Annotated in this window: 13 protein-coding genes; 1 reads left to right on the top strand and 12 read right to left on the bottom strand. The window is 50.7% G+C overall.

The genetic code is table 11. The features are described from left to right. The first annotated feature begins 149 nt into the window (after positions 1-149). A complete protein-coding gene (locus BUB16_RS06125) occupies positions 150-1,019 on the top strand; it encodes an AraC family transcriptional regulator (RefSeq protein ID WP_073060866.1) in 870 nt (289 codons plus the stop codon). Between the two features lie 126 nt (positions 1,020-1,145). On the opposite strand, the gene BUB16_RS06120 is transcribed toward BUB16_RS06125, so the two are convergent. The 12 genes from BUB16_RS06120 to BUB16_RS06070 all read right to left on the bottom strand — a co-directional run bounded on the left by BUB16_RS06120 (position 1,146) and on the right by BUB16_RS06070 (position 17,096). After that, the gene (locus BUB16_RS06120; protein ID WP_073060863.1) at positions 1,146-2,033 is read right to left on the bottom strand and encodes a sugar phosphate isomerase/epimerase family protein; all 888 of its coding nucleotides are present in this window, start codon (positions 2,031-2,033) and stop codon (positions 1,146-1,148) included. A 255-nt stretch (positions 2,034-2,288) separates the two neighbouring features. Beyond that, positions 2,289-3,095, bottom strand: a complete 807-nt coding sequence (locus BUB16_RS06115) for an SDR family NAD(P)-dependent oxidoreductase (protein WP_073060860.1) — start codon at positions 3,093-3,095, stop codon at positions 2,289-2,291. 19 nt (positions 3,096-3,114) lie between these two features. Beyond that, positions 3,115-4,146 carry a zinc-binding dehydrogenase gene (locus tag BUB16_RS06110; protein WP_073060857.1) on the bottom strand — a complete coding sequence of 344 codons (1,032 nt, stop codon included), beginning with the start codon at positions 4,144-4,146 and terminating at the stop codon, positions 3,115-3,117. Between the two features lie 104 nt (positions 4,147-4,250). Next, complete coding sequence (locus tag BUB16_RS06105) at positions 4,251-4,976, bottom strand: orotidine 5'-phosphate decarboxylase / HUMPS family protein (RefSeq protein WP_073060855.1); 726 nt, start codon at positions 4,974-4,976, stop codon at positions 4,251-4,253. A gap of 123 nt (positions 4,977-5,099) precedes the next feature. Further along, complete coding sequence (locus BUB16_RS06100; protein WP_211483106.1) at positions 5,100-7,046, bottom strand: metallophosphoesterase family protein; 1,947 nt, start codon at positions 7,044-7,046, stop codon at positions 5,100-5,102. A gap of 300 nt (positions 7,047-7,346) precedes the next feature. After that, positions 7,347-9,026 carry a SusD/RagB family nutrient-binding outer membrane lipoprotein gene (locus BUB16_RS06095; RefSeq protein WP_073060851.1) on the bottom strand — a complete coding sequence of 560 codons (1,680 nt, stop codon included), beginning with the start codon at positions 9,024-9,026 and terminating at the stop codon, positions 7,347-7,349. A gap of 17 nt (positions 9,027-9,043) precedes the next feature. Continuing rightward, positions 9,044-12,418 (bottom strand): SusC/RagA family TonB-linked outer membrane protein, encoded by a 3,375-nt coding sequence (locus BUB16_RS06090; protein WP_211483105.1) that lies wholly within the window; start codon positions 12,416-12,418, stop codon positions 9,044-9,046. 227 nt (positions 12,419-12,645) lie between these two features. Continuing rightward, positions 12,646-12,993 carry a hypothetical protein gene (locus tag BUB16_RS21735; protein ID WP_211483104.1) on the bottom strand — a complete coding sequence of 116 codons (348 nt, stop codon included), beginning with the start codon at positions 12,991-12,993 and terminating at the stop codon, positions 12,646-12,648. Then, entirely contained in the window at positions 12,971-13,930 is a 960-nt protein-coding gene (locus BUB16_RS06085; protein ID WP_211483103.1) for a sulfatase-like hydrolase/transferase, read from the bottom strand. The genes BUB16_RS21735 and BUB16_RS06085 overlap by 23 nt, the downstream gene beginning before the upstream one ends. A 211-nt stretch (positions 13,931-14,141) precedes the next feature. Next, entirely contained in the window at positions 14,142-14,321 is a 180-nt protein-coding gene (locus tag BUB16_RS06080) for a hypothetical protein (RefSeq protein WP_139240208.1), read from the bottom strand. Positions 14,322-14,342: 21 nt separating this feature from the next. After that, entirely contained in the window at positions 14,343-15,776 is a 1,434-nt protein-coding gene (locus BUB16_RS06075) for a purple acid phosphatase family protein (protein ID WP_084088075.1), read from the bottom strand. A 6-nt stretch (positions 15,777-15,782) separates the two neighbouring features. Then, positions 15,783-17,096, bottom strand: a complete 1,314-nt coding sequence (locus BUB16_RS06070; RefSeq protein WP_073060843.1) for a hypothetical protein — start codon at positions 17,094-17,096, stop codon at positions 15,783-15,785. Between the last annotated feature and the right edge of the window lies 1 nt (position 17,097).

The raw sequence follows: 17,097 nt of genomic DNA, 5'->3' as shown, positions 1-17,097 counted from the left end.
TAACATTTAATTAATTTGACTTATTGTTAATTTTATTTTAATTATCAGGCATAACGGGTTCATAAACTTATAAATATTACCTTATAATTAAAGTATATTCACATTTTGACGTTTTAAAAGAATCCTAAAAATAAAATCCCCGCGTACTTATGGATTTTTTTGTTGAGAAGATACTGGTTCCCGATAAAAACTCTTTTCTTGTCAGAGAACATGAGTTAGGTTCACATACCTCAAAAATTCATTCTCATGGCAACTATGAATTGAATTTTATAAAGCGCGGATGGGGCAGACGATATGTCGGAGATAATATTTCCAGTTTTCAGGCAGGTGATCTGGTCTTAATGGGACCCAATATTCCCCACTGCTGGGAAGTAAAGGGAACTTATCAGGAAAAACATCCCAAGTGTATTGTCATTCATTTCCAGGAAGAATTTTTGGGATCTGAGTTTATAAATACCCCGGAGCTAAAGCCGGTACTTGAACTCCTGCGAGACTCTTCCCAGGGACTTCGATTTAAGGGGCCTCAAATTATTGATGTCAGGGATCGCCTGGAAAAAATGTTACAGCTGGACGGACTGAATAGCCTGATCAGGCTTTTAGAGGTATTCGGCCTGCTCCTCGAATTTGAAGAATACACGTACCTGTCAACACCCGGATATATTAAACAAGCCAATCAATCGGACTTCAATAAGATTAATAAAATATATGAGTATATTTTTGTGAACTTTCAGGAAGATATTACCCTCGAAGAAGTAGCTGAATTAGTCAATATCACTCCGGGAGCATTTTGCCGGTATTTTAAGAATAAAACGGGAAAAACTCTTTTTAGCTTCTTAAAAGAAGTACGCATAGGTTACGCTTGCAAATTGCTTAACGTTACCAACAAAACGGTAACCGAAATATGCTATGAAAGCGGATACAATACCCTGGCCCATTTCAATACCCAGTTTAAAGAAGTAAAGGGTACGACGCCCGGAAAGTACAGAAAAAGATCCCAGAAAGTGGTCGCCGCCTCTTGAGCAGTTATCAGTTATAAAAAGCTGCTGGTTTCTTAATTTCCCGGCCAAAATTATTTGAGCTGACATTGCTGACCTTTATACCTGTTACATTCAACCATTCTACTTTTTACCCCCCTGTTGTAGTATTTAGCAGGACCAGTACTGGGAGATTTTATCTCTCAGGAAGGTGACGCTCCGCCGCAGCTGCTCCATCCCGTCCACCCCGTCTTCGATGCTGATCCAGCCGTCAAATCCTGCGCTTTTCAGCTCCCTGAATATGGCATCGTAGTCATTCAGTCCCTGCCCGATCTCCCCGTGGCTGAGCCGCCGGGCGTAGCCCCGGGCTCCTGCTTCCTCCCGGCGCAGATCCTCCAGCGTGCCCTCCGTCAGCTGCCGGTCGCTGGCATGCATAGTCACCACGCGGTCTGATACGCGACCGAGAAGCTCAAGGGGATCGTCCCCGGCCAGGTAGGCGTTGCTGGGATCGTAGTTGACTCCGAAATTCGGATGATGAATTTGATCTACCAGCCGGCAAAACACGTCCATCTGCTGGGCAAATTCAGGATATTCCCAGAAATCATCTTTGTAGTGATTTTCCAGGATCAGGGTAATATCACGCTCGGCGGCATACGGCAGACATGCCCGTATGCTTTCAGCGGCAAAGATGAGTCCCTCTTCGATAGACAACCCCGGCCGTCGCTGTCCCGACAGGACCCGGCAGTAGGACCCCCCCAAGGCGTGGATCATATCGATCCACTGCTTCTGCTTTTGAATCTCCTTCGCCCGGAAGTCCGGATCCCGGTGGGTAAAATCGGGTGAACAGCACATCATGGGAATGGTTTTTCCGTGCGCTTCGACCTGGCGGCGAAACCGGGACCAATTGGAACGGTCCTCCATCTCCAGAAAGCCGGCATACCACTCCAGCCCGTCAATATCCAGCTGCACCGCTATTTCGATCCATTCGGAAACGGTCATGGTTCCGTCCCGGCAAAGTTGGGACATAAACGCTTTGGGAAATACAGCTAATTTGGGCATGAGTTAATAATTAGTAATGAATTATTAGCAGAAAGTATAACGTAGAACGAGTCCGAAGGATAATAGTCCCTGGAATATTATTTTTCATTTCCTCATTTATAATTTTTCATTCCACTCAAATGCCTTCACCCATAACTTGCCTGGTTTATTACAGGAGAAGAACTATTCCGTATTTCTTACCCCGAATGTTCGGGGCTGCGAAATGGTTCGTGGCTGTGTTGAATCTTCTCAATCTCCGAGAGTGAACCATACAGGCTAGCCCTTACCTTTCCCGGAAACGGTACTTTCATCTTTGGGGACGTTGCGGCCGATATACGGGTACTGCTCAATCTCCACGACCTGTCCGGAGACCGGACCGCTCTCATCGCTCAGCCAGTAGAGGGCCGCCGCGGCAATCTCTTCGGGACGCAGAAGGCGTCCGGCCGGGGCATAGGCGGCGGGAATTTCTTCCTGCCAACCCTCAACCATTCCCTGCTCGCTTTTTCGGACGGCCTCGTTCCTGGTAAGCACCCAGCCCGGATTGATCTGGTTCACCCGCACGCCCTCCTCCCGCAGCAGTACGTCCCCCAGGTTACGGGTCATTGTCATCAAGGCCCCCTTCGACATGCTATAGGCCAGCAAGTCGGGCTCCCCGCTGTAGGCATTGACCGATCCTATGTTGAGCACGCATCCCTGTCGCTTGCGAAGCTGCGGCAGGGCGGCCTTGATGAGGGCAAGCGGGCCGGCCGCGTTCACATCAAATACGCGGTGCAGGTGATCTTTATCGGTGGTATGAATGTTTGAGGTTACAATCATCGCGGCGTTGTTGACCACCGCGTCCAGGCGACCAAAAGCCTGCAGGGCGCTGTCAACAAGGGCTTTCGGGGTGTCCGGGTCACTTATATCACCGATATGCAGGGCGGCCTTGCCGCTCCCCAGTTCGGCCACAACGGCCTCCCCGTCCCCGCGACTGCGTCCGTTGACAATGACTTTTGCGCCCTCGGCTACGCACCGGGTGGCAATCGCTTTGCCGATACCGGTGGTGCTCCCTGTAACGATAATAACCTTATCCTCTAATCGCATAGTCCTTGTTTCCTGTATCCTATTCCGGTTTAAGAATGCTTTTGACAATGGCTCCACTGTGCATCTTTTCGAAGGCGGTATGCCATTCGCTAATCGGCCATATTCCGCCGACGATCGGCTCCACATCCAGCTGGCCGCTGTCCATCAGGGCCAGCACCCGCTCCCACACCGGCCAGTTGTGGCTGAAACTCCCCTGGAGAGTCACGTTTTTCTGCACCAGGGGGTCCAGCGAATAGCCCAGGGGCTGCGGGCCCCATCCCACCTTGGTGATCTTACCATTGGGTCGGACCAGCTCCAGGGCTGCCTTGAGGGCACCGCTGACCCCGGTCGCATCGACCACGCAGTCGGCGCCGAGTCCGTCATATTCCTTCGCCCAGGCGGACGCATCCTTATCGCCGGTGATGGATTCACAGTCGTAGCGGCGCGAGATCTCCAGGCGATGCCGGTCGGCTTCCAGTCCCACCACGGCGACCTGCGCGCCGCCGATCCGGGCGATCGCCGCACACATCAGGCCGATGGTTCCCGGTCCCAGCACCAACACGCGATCCCCGGGCCTGATGCCGGTATTTTCCACCACGGCGTTATAGGCCACGCTGCAGGGCTCGGTCAGGCAAGCGTGTTCGAACGGAATTCCCGGCGGCACCAGATGCAGGCAGCGTGCGGGCACCCGCACGTAGCGGGTCATCGCCCCGTCAACCCCGTAACCAAAACCTTTTCGGGTGGGATCGAGGTTGTACAGTCCCTGACGGCTCATCGGATTGCCCCGGTCAATGATCGCAGCCGTCTCGCTGACCACCCGGTCGCCTTCCTGCCACTCCTCCACCTCATCCCCGATCGCTGCGACGTGGCCTGCGAATTCATGGCCCAGCACCACCGGGTAGTTCACCGGCCAGCTGTGGTCGGCCGTCCACTGGTGCAGGTCGCTTCCGCACACTCCGACGTGGGACACGTCCAGCAGGACATCCTCCCCGCCTATGGATGGCTGATCGACTTCACGAAGTTCAACGGCCCCTTTTTCCGGGGCATAATTAACAACAGCTGCTGATTTCATGGGAAAGTTTGTTTATAGTATAATTATAGTAGATAGCTAAACCCCTGGTATTCCGTCATCATATTTAAGCTCAGGCCTTACCAACTCCCCGCCATAAGATTTCTTCAACCCGGGTGGCCGGGGGACTGCCGATCCGCCTCTCCCGTTCCATAACCGTGCACTTTCTCGCAAATCAGCCGAAGCGAGTCTTCCAGGTCCCCCTCGGCGGTCTTAAAAGCCTCCGCGTCGATCGTCAGAGGCGCCCCCAGTACCACAAGGGGCGCGCCCAGGGCGGGACACCGGACCGCCTGCTCGAGACTTAACCCTCCTACGGCCTGTACCGGGACCTCCACCGCGTCGACCACCTCCTGCAGCTGGTCCATGGGACTGGGTTTTCTCCGGCCCTGCGCGGCCAGCCCCCGGCGCTGGTCATAGCCGATATGATGGATCACATAATCGCAGCCCAGAGCCTCCAGGCGCTCCGCTCCGGCCACCATATCCGGACATCCCAGGTTATCACCCATCACCTTTACCCCAAAATCCCGGCCGGCTTCCACCACGCACTTGATCGTTTCCTCATGCGCCCGGGCCATAACTACGACATGCGTGGCTCCCGCCCGGGCCATCATCTCCGCCTCCAGGTAGCCCCCGTCCATGGTTTTCAGGTCGGCCACAATAGGGGTATCCGGGAACGCCTCATGGAGTCGCCGAACCCCGTGGAGCCCCTCGGCCAGGATCAGCGGCGTGCCCGCCTCCAGCCAGTCCACGCCCGCCCGCTTGGCCATGGAGGCGGTTTCGAGAGCTTCATCAATGTTGGTCAGGTCCAAAGAAATCTGTACGGTCGGATTCATAAAATATTTCCAGATTATGTCAGGTGTGTAACACTTCAGGCTAATTCAATACTTTAGGCAGATGTATTTTAACATAAACAAACCGACCGGTAGGTGCCAGCTCCGATAATAATTCATCGTTTTTTACTTCTCAACCAGGGCCACTTTTACGTCCCTTTGCAGGAGAACCCACCAGCGGTTACTGTTATTGTACTTATTATCAAAACCCACCAGGGCTTCCCCCCTGCATTCCCCCTTCCGAACAGGAGCGGATCTATTTAAAAAACCGGACTCATATGCGGATTTCATCACACATTCCTCCCGGGTGAAGGGCTTCCAGCTGCCCTCCTCATAATACGCAAGCGTTGCATTGTCCCGACTGGCGACATCGTTTTCAAACTGCAGGACATAGGGATCCGCCGCGGCAGATGTTATATCCCAGCTTTTTGTCGCCGATTCCGGCAAGTCGTGGGGCTTCTTGGCCGAACCGTCAGGCTGACTCCCGTCAAGGCCGGGATCTTCTTCAATGTTTTTTTTCATCCCGTAGGCACTGCTATACATGCCGGTCTGTACCTGCGTGCCGCTCACAATAAGGATATCAGACAGGGTTTCCGCTGTCCGGGGCGACCAGCTGAGCGTCATGTGTTCTTTCAAATCGATGGTGGTCGCCGGTACTTCCACCTGTTGCCCGTTACCAGCGGGAACAAGCCTCCGGCCGCTGTTGAGATTAGGGGTCCATGGTTGATGATACTGAAACAGGTACTGGTAGGCCAGCCGCATCAGATCCATCTGACTTTCTGCGCGGCTGAATCCCTGGCGCCAGCTCAAGGTCTGTGGAGTACTTTCAACGCGGTTGAACGTATTATTGACGCCGTCCACTATTTTTGCCGCAGAGCCCCCGGGAGCGCGACAATCACTGGTTCGATAAAACACATCGTGACGCAACACCGGACGCGTACCCGCAGGGATGGAATTCGGGTATACAATACGCTCGCATCGATCCGTCGTCCTTGAAAACCGGTCCATCAATACCCAGATCGGATTTTCAAGCTCCTTTTTTCCCTCCCTATTGCTGCTAATGGTATGAGAAGTGAAATACGCTTCAAAATCAACCTGAGTACGGTCAAAAGACAACACGGAGGCGTTAACATCATACGCTTCAGATCCCTTCTCACGGGTATTCATCTTCTGCTGAAGAATTGCCTGAACCTTTTCTCGTTCCCCGTACCGGAATTCGTACCCTTTGTAGGATGCATTACCGGCAACAATCTGAGTATACTGGGGCAACCGGTAGTTCCGGTCCGAGGTTCTCCAGGATGAGGGGTTTACATGAACAGGCGCTGAAATAACGGAGCGCTGGTACATGTGTTCGTGTCCCTGTACCCATATCACATCATGCCTCGAAAAGAACGACCTGATTTCATCCCACTGCTCCATCAGAAGATGGTCTCCCCTGGTTCCCTCGACAATCATCTCCCGGGTTTCCCCGTACTTTGCGCCGATGAGTCCGTCGTGACTCGCAATAACGATATGGTCCACTTCATCCACGCGGTTATCCACCACCTCCTTAATCCATTGAAAAGCAATGGGCAGGTTGTAGTACCGCAGCAAAACAATCAGCACGTTTTCTCTCACCACATAGTAGTTCTGGTATTGTGCGCCGGCCATGTGAACCGCATCCTCCGGGATATACTCTTTCATATACTCAATCCATTCGACCGCGTAGGCATAACTGGTTTCATGGTTTCCCATTAGGGGAAGAAACTCTATGCCCTCCTTCCGGTATTGTTCCGCAACGCTGGTCCACTGGTCAAACTCAGCGGTTGTCCCGTGATTGGTCAGGTCACCGACCGGGATAACGATATCCACGCCCGACGCCTGAAGCTTGTCCAGCACCGCCTTCATGGGATGTATCGAAACCGCATCGCCGTCTCCCTGCGTGTCCGGCAACAATCCGATACTTACAGAATCGTAGCGATCACTGCGTTTATCACCACCTCTTTCGGCCCGACAGCCGGTGAAAGTCAGATATAAACATATATATAAGAGATTTAAAATAACGCATACCGCTCGTGTTCGACCGCTGGCCACATATACCCTATTAATATTAGAAGCTGGTACTCGCATTTATTTTAACAAAAATTCTCTACTCATTCGCCACCAGGATGGCAACCAGTCAATATCAACAACTCCTGCGGCTATATGCCTGCATGGTTACGCTTCTTTAAGAGCCGCATGATACCTGTACAACAACAGGTATCATGCGTGCGGGATACCCGGACCTCCGCAGCCGCACCATCGCCTGACCCAAGCGGGATCTCGAGACTTCAGGTTTCCCAACGTCCCTTTCATGATACTACTTGAATACAACGAATCAAAAGATCAAAATCTCTACCAGGATGGATGTTCGGTGTCTTGCAGGAGCCATGGCTTGGACCAGGAGCTGTTCTTTCCGACGTTGGCATATTCTGTTTCTTCCAGCCGTTCAACGGCGGTGTCGGCGTTTGAACTGTTGGTATCCAGTTCATTATTTCCATACATAAATCTCAGGGGTGGTACGGGACGCACGGCGGCGGGACCTGCTTTCAGTTCAGGATAGCCGGTTCTGCGCCAGTCGAACCACGATTCCGTGGCGATTGTAAAAGAGCTGATCCATTTTTGTTCCATGATCTGCTCTAATGTCCCCTCATAGGAGACTCCCTCCGTCGCAATATAGTCCTCATATCTATCGCCAACTCCCCAGATATTGAGCGCCTGCTGGATCGCGTCGTTATAATGCTCTTCGGCATTCGCACTGATCCAGCCTTTGAAGGCCGCTTCCGCGAGAATAAAATGCACTTCAGCCGCAGTCATAACCCTGGATTGAACCAACTCGTGACTTGTTTGCCTGAAAATGTCACCCAGCTGGGAGACATGCTGATTTTGCACCTGCTGACCCGGAGTTGGATTGCCGTTATATGCCGTAGGCTCCAATAAAGCCGTTGGCAAACCGACATATTCGCTTGTATCGTACTCGGTATCTGCAAGTTCCGGGTTAAAATGTCTTGTAAACTCGTTGCCCGCATTAACCTCCGCATAATACTCTTCTTCGGTCATGGATACGATATCAGTTGGCTCTCCATTCCTACGGATTGTAGGCTCCACAGCAACCTCCAGAGAGGTATCCTCGACCCATTGTACATGAACAGGGGCAAACCAGACCTCCAGCCGGGGATCGCTATAGGCCGTTAATTTATCGAGCAGGGTATTCGCCGGTCTTCTTCTCCGGAAGTTACTGGCATCCGTGCCCGTAGCTGCCGTTATCCAGGGATCAGCGTCATTATACGGTATACTCACGTCATCACTTACACTTCCCAGATATATTCCGCTTTGATAGACTTCCCGGATATTATCCCGGGCGAGATCGGGAAGCTTTTCCGATATCCTCAGGGAATATCGCAGGATCAGGGAATGGGCAAACTTGTGCCATTTTTCCATATTACCTCCAAAAAAGAGGTCCGCATCCGTATTCCCCAATGCGGCTCCGGAATCAAACAGCGACGCTGCCTCTTTGAGGTCTTCGATCACTCCGAGATAAATGTCTTCCTGGCTGTCAAATACAGGTGTTAAAACGGGATCATCATCACTAACTTTTAAAGCCTCTGAGTATGGTGCATCGCCCCAGAGGTCCGTTATATGACCAAATATCAGGCTTTTCATGGTCAAAGAGATAGCCTGCAGAGCTTCCTGTTCCTGCTCTACAGATTTTTCATACACGAACTGATTATTACGAAGCATGTTATAGTAATTATCCCAGTCCCTGGGTTCCCAGTCATAGTCGTTATACTCCTCATTCCAGGCATCTTCCTGCATATGCTGAACGACCCCTGCAATATGCCCCTCTCCGAGCTCGGTATACTCGCGCGCAAAATCACGCATTAAGTTCGGGAGCAGCAGGCTGGCATTCGCCGACTCCGGACTCACGCCATTCGGATTGATATTGGTTTTTGTCAGATCCTCATCACAGCTGACCAAAAAGCCTACTATGATAATCAGTACTAACCATTTGCTGTATGTACTTGTCATATTCATAATATTCTGGCTCCTTTTTAAAAGTTAATGTCTACGTTAAATCCCAGTGACATTGAGTGGGGAAGTACATTTTGCCATTCCAGTCCCTGCCTGAACATCATGTTTGTATCCCCCTGTGGAGAGGCCTGGGCCGTAAATGCTCGTTCAGGATCGATGCCTATACCTGCAGCCGTCCATAACAGCAGGTTTCTGGCATACACCGAAACACTCATACTTTCCACCACGGGTACCGAAGGGATATCGTATCCCAGAGTGATATCCCTCAATTTTACAAAGGACGCATCAAATGTAACCTGCTGGTTAAAGCTCCATGGATACAATGTTGATATCGGCCGGTAATTGGTTCCTTCTCCCCCGAGATGTTCCACATATTCCCCATCCACTTCCTGAACACCCGGAATGAATCCCCCGTCATAACCGGGAGCACCTTCATCGACATAATAACCGCCTGTTTCCTCGGTATATCCTCCGACTCTTGGAAAATTACCGTTTCGGGGGATAATATAGCGTTCAGGATCCGATTTCATGAGCTCGATCAATTCTTCCGTACCGTAGAGGCCGCCCGGTATCATATTGTCTATCTGTCTCTGCGACTTCCAGTCCGACTCGCCATAGCGATAGGTAAATGAGATGAAATCGCCGCCGATTCGCCAGTCTATATTGGCACTCAGCGTAAATCGCTTGTATGATACAGACGTCTGAGCTCCGACAATACCCCACGGATTAAAGTTTCCCACTTTAATGCGGTCGTCCGGATCAGACAGTTCCTGCCAATAGCCATTACTGCCGAGTATGGGCCAATTGTGATATTCTGAGGATGGATCATCCACTTTCGCATACCCGCTGCTGTACAGGTTGCCAATCTCTTCTCCTACTTCCGTATAGGCACCTCCTCCATTGGCGCCCCATAACTGCAGGCGGTCAATCTCATCATCGAGTTCCACTAACTTAGTACGGTTTCTGGTAAAGTTAACCTGGAAATCCCATATCCAGTCCTGTGTACGGACAGGAGTAGCTCCAAAACTGAGCTCCCAGCCTTTACTCTCAATGATACCTGCGTTAATCAATTTGCTGGTTGCGCCGGAAGAGGCCGGAGTATTTACATTCAAAATCTGGTTTTTGTTTTCAACCGTATAATAGGTTCCCTCGAATCTCAGCCGGTTATCAAAAAGGGCCAGGTCCATGCCCCCCTCCACAGATGTTGCAATTTCAGGCTTTAGATCGGGATTCAGCAAGGTCGTAGGCATTGATATGGACGGCAAGCCGAAACCCGGCAGGTTACCCACTCCCAGCGATGGCTCCAGCTGGTAGGGATCCGCATCATTCCCTACCTGAGCCCAGCCGCCTCTCAGTTTCAGCATGGAGACCTGATCCGGCAGCTGCAATGTCTCCTGGGCAAGCCAGCTGACGGATGCAGACGGATAGAAATAGGACCGGTTGTCGGCAGGCAGCGTACTGGACCAGTCGTTCCGTGCGGTCAGATCGAGGTAAAGCTGATCTTTAAACCCGATGGATCCCGTGGCATACAGACTGTAAATCTTTTTCTCGGAAGTGCTGTTGTTTACGGACAATACATCCGAAGGTATATTGGATATGCGATACAGGTTCGGAACTTCCAGGCCCCTGTTATTATTACTGGTTCCGGTATTCACCCTTGTCGAGGTTTCTATCATATAGTTTCCACCTCCGGAGACACTGAAATCAAAATCATTCAGTCTGGTTTCATAGGTGACAAGAAAATCGGTATTTATCTCTTCTCCACCGAGTTCATTGTAAAAGTATCCCCCCTGCTCCATCTCGGTATAACTCCAGGGTATCTTCGTTTCACGGGTTTCATCTCTGGAATTCAGCGAGAAACGGCCGAAAGCACTCAATCCGGTTAATATTTCCCAGTCAAGTCTTACACTCCCGTATATCCTATCCCGTTCAAAACCATTATTAATACCATAGGCCAGGAAATACGGATTGTCTTTACCCTGATCAAAGGATCGCTGCTGAATGCCTTCAAGACCCTCCTCCCAATACTGCTCCATATCCCGGATATCCGTATGAGGAATTGTATAGATGGCCTCAGCCGGATTGGCATCTCTGCTCGCAGTGGATGGCCGGTCATCGGAACCTGACCGGGAATAATTAATATTTACATCCAAACTTAAATTTGGCGAAATAGTTCTCGTATATTTCGAGGAAAACGTATTTCGCTTCAGGTTGGAATTCGGAATCATCCCGTTATGCATCATATTGTTAAATGAAAACCGATACACGGAGCCATCGGTGGATCCGCTCAGAGAAATATTGTTGGACGTGGTAAATCCGGTTTCCAGAAAATTCTTCATATTATCGGGATAAGAACGCAGTTCCATTGGTATGGGATTACCGTTTTCATCCAGCGGACTGTTCCACTGCACCGCCTCATTGCCAACGTCCAGTTCGGGCCCCGCCCAATAGTTCGAGCTCTCATCCAGAAGAGCATTCCGGTTACCTGTTGCATATCGATAATGGAAATCGAGAAACTCCATGGGTCTCTCAAAGACATTGCTGCTGCTGAAAGAGACTCTCTGGGGCTGACCCTCTTCTCCAGCCTTGGTAGTAATTAATACGACGCCGTTGGCCGCGCGGGATCCATAAAGAGCAGCAGCACTCGGACCTTTTAATACGGTCATATCTTCAATATCAGCGGGATTGAGATCACTGATGGCATTTCCATAGTCAACTTCATTGCCGTCTCCCATATTTGAAACATTGTTCAATCCGCTGGTCATCGGCACTCCATCTATTACATACAGGGGTTGGTTGTCGGTCGTAAGTGACGTTAATCCGCGGATCACCACACTGACCGAAGACCCCACTCCGCTGGTCTGGTTCAACGTCACCCCCGCGACTCTGCCGGCCAGTCCGCTGGTCACATTCTCAAGTGATGTAGTCGATATCTCATCTCCGGAGACTTCCTCCACCGAATAACCGAGGGATCTCGTCTCTCTGGAAATTCCCAGTGCTGTGACCACCACTTCATCCAGTGCTTCTGCGGATGGTGTGAGCTCAATATTTATTTCGGAACGACCTTCTATCGGAATCTCCCGGGTCTCAAAACCGACAAAGGAGAAGATCAACGTATCGGCAAGTGATGCGACTTCAAGCGAATAGGCACCGTTTGAATCGCTGGCCGTACCTGTGGTCGTCCCTTTCACGCTAATATTAACACCCGGCAGTGGTTCACCATTAGAAGCATCCGTGATGATTCCGTTTACCGTTTCAGCCGGTCCTGTCTGTTGAGCCCTGGCAGTTGATACTTGATAAAACAAACAAACGACTATAGCCATCAAAAAATTGGCTATCGTAAAAACTGCTTTCCCTGAACAAACACTTTTTTGATATCTGTCTCTTTTTTTCATAATCCGATCGTTTTATATCTTGCTATTGTCTTAATATTCTGATCCAGAAAATGAGCATTAACTGTTAGGTGCTTTTGACGCAACGGTTATATATAACTTAAACGTCAGCGGAATGACTACTGGAAAATTCCCGGTCTTCTAAACTATTTTAACACCGGCCATCAGGAGGGATGAAAGCCTTGCTGAACCCCATCGTTTCCCCGAGTTAACGGACGACGCCTCAAAAACTATTGCTGTTTTCTCCAGATGGGATCCCCCGTATACTCTTCCCCGATCGGATAGCGCTCATCAGGTTCATGGGCCGTTTCCATAATCTCATCAATGTTGCGTACGATATCCGGGTATTGGTCTGCTACGTTATTTTTCTCTTTGATGTCTTTCCCCAGGTGATACAACTGGATTTCACCTTCCTCTCCCAGGCGTATTCCTTTCCACGCTCCCATGCGAACGGCCTGGTCATACCTGACCCGGGTATGCCCGTAATCCCAATACAGATAGTTACGGGGCTCTTTGATTGTATCTCCGGCAAGCGCTCCAAGTACTGATATTCCATCAATATTGCGGGGGGCTCGCAACCCCGGCCAACTCTGCGAAAGTCGGCATCATATCCTGAAATGATATCACTTCCTTACTAACCCTGCCTGCAGGCACGGTGCCCGTCCATCTTGCAATAAAGGGCACCCGGATTCCTCCCTCCGTCAGATTTCGTTTATAGCCCCGGAGCGGACCATTCGTATCAAACTCTTTCCAAATGGTACGGTGACCTCCATTATCGCTGGTGAATATAATCAATGTCTTTTTCCCGAGTCCCAGCTCGTCAACAAGTTCAACAATGCGACCGACATCCCGGTCAAGCATATGGACCATCGCCGCATATTTCCTGGCACTTTCCGGCCAGTCTTTATCCGTGTAGGGAACCGTGGAAGGAACCGTGAGTCCATGTTCATCCTCGGACTCCGAGGAAAAATGAGGTAACGTAAAGGCTGCATATAAAAAGAATGGGTCATCCTTTGATTTTCGGATAAACTGCAACGCCTTGTTCGTCAAAATATCGTGACTGTAATGTTCTCTCAATACGGCATTTCCGGAAAGTTCAAGCCGCCGCTCATTATAGTCAAGGTAGTCGGTATAGTAGTAATGAGCATGATCCTGATTTAAATATCCCAGCCACATATCAAAGCCCTGGTTGGTCGCCCTCCCGACCGTGCCGGCATCACCCAGCGACCACTTGCCCACGCCACCGGTACGATAACCGGCGTCTTGCAGCACTTCCGCAACCGTGGTATCTTCTTTCTGCAAGTACGTGTGGTAGTGGGGAATATTATCGCGGGCGGCGGTGTGACCGTTATGCTGTCCGGTCATGAGCACGCTTCTCGAAGGCGTACAAGCGGGTCCCCCCGCATATGCCTGGGTAAAACGAATCCCTTCTCTCGCCAGTCGATCGATATGGGGCGTTTGTATCATCGACTGCCCATAGCTTCCCAGGTCCCCGTATCCAAGGTCATCCGCCATGATAAAAATAATATTCGGTTTTGATCCGGCCGGTGTATGCCGGGCCCGAATTTGGTCAGCATTGCCCAGAGATAACAATACCACTGTGAAACAAATGATAATATTATTTGGATGACTATACATTTTCCTAATCTTGTATCAGAGATCATCAAGTGATGGCCCGGCATCCCGAAAGGCAACCAATAAGAATGAAAATACCCGTTTCATAGTATTATTCATGATAAAATTCCAGCTCCGAAACCGGCTTCCTGACGTTGTCTGGACCGGTATATTCAAACCGCATATAACTATAGGGACGATCGGTATAATACTCAATCCGGAACGGATGCCTGCCCTGCTCAAGATAGATTTCCCGCCTGCCGTCAATTTCGCGACTTACAGGTAACTCCAATTCATCCGGATCCTCCAACTGTTATTGCAGGACATTCCCCTGCGGAGTTTTTTTCAGCGTGAATTCATCCGACTGTTCCCCGGTAGCCGTATAGCTTTTGAAGTTAAGCTGGTTATCCCGAATCGTTACTACCTGGTATAGCTGCGTATTTCCCCTTTGCTGCTGAATCCAGTTTTTCCCCTCCCCTATCTCGTACATTTTGGGTCCGCTCACCGATACCACATACATGATACCGGTGCGTCCGGGTCGCCGGGCTCCTTCGTCCAACATGCCCCGCCCGTAGGCGTGATCGTGACCCTGCAATACGATATCGACCCCGTGTTGTTCAATAAGCGACCGGTACGCGTCCCGAATCTGGGGATTGTCACGTGTCTCTTTCGTACTGTAAAAAGGCTGGTGCAGCGTCAATACGGTCCACTTTTTATCGGTATTTTTCAGCACCTTTTCCAGCCATTCTGCCTGAACCGACCGCAGGTGCTCGTCTTTTTCGCTCGTGGTGCCGTCCAGGGATATCACTCGAACCGCCGGATAATCGATATAATAGCAGGCCCCGTACAATTCCCCGTAGCCTTCCGGTCCGTTCCCGGGAAAGGTAAAATTCGTGCGCCACAACGGGGTAAGATCCGGGTATTCATACTCGTGATTCCCGGGCGTCATGATGGAGGGGATCATCCTGTGGATAAAATCGCCCGCCTCATACCAGTCCCTCCACTCCCGGTCGTTATACCCGCGATTGACCAAATCCCCGGCATACAGGAGAAAAGAAGCATCAGGCGCCGTGGCATAGGCCTGTCGTACGGTCCGTGACCACTGGCTTTTCAGATCATTCTGCGGGTCCCCAAGATAAATAAAGGTCAGGGCGGAGTCGGGGTGGGCTTCCGGCAGATCAAACTGGATCCACTCGCTCCAGCCCTTTGAATCACTTCCCACCCTGTACAGATATTCTTGCCCGGGCTGCAAATCCGAAATGTTAGTCCTAAAACTTTTATACACTGCAGTCGTACCTTTATAGTTTATCGTATCCAATCTGCTGTCAGCCTTTTGACGCCTGAAACCCGAAAGATCGTTTAGGGGATGCGGATGTGCGATGCCGAACTGGACAAAATTGTCTTGCACATCCAGGGCATTCCGCCAGGTTATTGCCACGCCGGTGTTCCCCGATTCCAGGGGATTGATCATAATCCGGCGGGGACTCGTGGTATCCTGCATCAATACGGCACTGCTGTGACATCCGTTTAAAAAGACTAACCCCAGAACCACTATTTTCATCACCATGAAAAGCCCGGAAAAACGCTGCCAGGAATTATCAGCACGTCGGAATAATCTCGGTCGCTCTGGCAATCGATTGCGATGACGGAAACATGTCATCGCCTTCATGTTCCGCGGGGAGCCATCCACACGCTGGCGCATCATGACAGGCAGTATTTTATATAGTTTTCTCACGTCGAATTTCATATTCTATTAATTCATGTTTTCGATTTCGACAGTAAACCGTTGTTGTTGTCCCGGTAACTCGCCGTGCGTGTTACTCACAATACCGGATAATAGTAGCAAAGCCAGGATAATGCCTGCAACCAGGCGAACCAGCACAGCATTAAATTTTCTATCGGAAGCAGCGAATGCAAACGGATCATGTACGTTCCGCCACTTCCATATCAAAGCTACAGCGGCAATATTCAAAAACGCCAAATCATCAGAGGTAAAATGGTACTGATATAACACGCCGGATTCAATAACTTGCAGAAGCTTATACCAGATCCACGTGGTGAAAAGGACCGCAACAACCTGGTTCGGGGAGCTTTGACCCGCCCATAATTTTCGGAACTGTACGCCAACAACTATCAGGGACAATACGCTAACACCCATAACCAGTCCCCATTGCGTGAGATAAAACGATGGCACTTCCGGTACCGATAGTTGTAATCCCAGCTCTGCAATCTCCTCATATGAAAATGTACTCACAATGGTCACAAGAGGGATAAACAGGAATAACAAGGCGATGGCCCAGCCGTGGGTTTTCAGCGTTGTCGATCGCATGTGGGGCCACTTTCGGTTGAATACCCCGGCAGCCATACCAAGTCCCCCAAAAAAGCCGATCGAATATTCCATAACATTCCACCAGTTAAAAGCAATACCGCTGGCGCTCCCCGTGACCTGCATAACGTTCCCGAAGGCGAAACCGAAGCCGGCCCCCAGCATCGTCGAAAACGCCACATACCAGGCATTCTTAAAATGATGTCGGTGCAGGTACCAGCCCAATGCGGCCGAAGCGCCCAGACAGGCCGCCCATAACTCGGATCGCGGCGGCGTCATATACCACTCCAACTGATAAATCAAATATCCCCAAACAATATAAGCCCCGGCCACCATCTGGGTAATCAGAGCGGGCCAGTTTGCTTTTTTATCTTTTGAGGTCTCCAGCACCAGTCCCGTCAAACCGCCGCCCAGAAAGCCGAACAACCCCCCGATCAAAAACAGACTCAGCAGCCCATATGAGACGTTCAGGAAATCAGTACTCTTTCCGTAACCCACCACTTGTCCGTAGCTGATCATGCCCGTCACTCCCCAGCCGACAGCCCCTATTGCCGCTATCGCCGGCCAGTTCTGCATCCAGTCTTTTCTTCCTGAAACCACTACCACTGAAAGAACCCCGATGGAACCGGCCCAGGCCGCCCCGAATTCATGTCCGAAACTCCCGCGAATAGCCCATGCTGTTCCCAGCGTCAGCATAACCATAAATATAGCCAGGCGTTTATCTTGCTTCGGTGTCAGCATT

The organism is Fodinibius roseus (genome assembly GCF_900129315.1).
GTDB classification, from domain to species: Bacteria; Bacteroidota; Rhodothermia; order Balneolales; family Balneolaceae; genus Fodinibius; species Fodinibius roseus.
Note: the sequence above shows the minus strand (reverse complement) of the source record. Positions and strands in the feature narration are given on the sequence as shown.

Excerpts from the sequence above, each read along its gene's own strand:
- BUB16_RS06125 (WP_073060866.1), top strand. The coding sequence starts at position 150 with ATGGATTTTTTTGTTGAGAAGATACTGGTTCCCGATAAAAACTCTTTT.
- BUB16_RS06120 (WP_073060863.1), bottom strand. The coding sequence starts at position 2,033 with ATGCCCAAATTAGCTGTATTTCCCAAAGCGTTTATGTCCCAACTTTGC.
- BUB16_RS06115 (WP_073060860.1), bottom strand. The coding sequence starts at position 3,095 with ATGCGATTAGAGGATAAGGTTATTATCGTTACAGGGAGCACCACCGGT.
- BUB16_RS06110 (WP_073060857.1), bottom strand. The coding sequence starts at position 4,146 with ATGAAATCAGCAGCTGTTGTTAATTATGCCCCGGAAAAAGGGGCCGTT.
- BUB16_RS06105 (WP_073060855.1), bottom strand. The coding sequence starts at position 4,976 with ATGAATCCGACCGTACAGATTTCTTTGGACCTGACCAACATTGATGAA.
- BUB16_RS06095 (WP_073060851.1), bottom strand. The coding sequence starts at position 9,026 with ATGAATATGACAAGTACATACAGCAAATGGTTAGTACTGATTATCATA.
- BUB16_RS06090 (WP_211483105.1), bottom strand. The coding sequence starts at position 12,418 with ATGAAAAAAAGAGACAGATATCAAAAAAGTGTTTGTTCAGGGAAAGCA.
- BUB16_RS06085 (WP_211483103.1), bottom strand. The coding sequence starts at position 13,930 with ATGGCGGATGACCTTGGATACGGGGACCTGGGAAGCTATGGGCAGTCG.
- BUB16_RS06075 (WP_084088075.1), bottom strand. The coding sequence starts at position 15,776 with ATGAAATTCGACGTGAGAAAACTATATAAAATACTGCCTGTCATGATG.
- BUB16_RS06070 (WP_073060843.1), bottom strand. The coding sequence starts at position 17,096 with ATGCTGACACCGAAGCAAGATAAACGCCTGGCTATATTTATGGTTATG.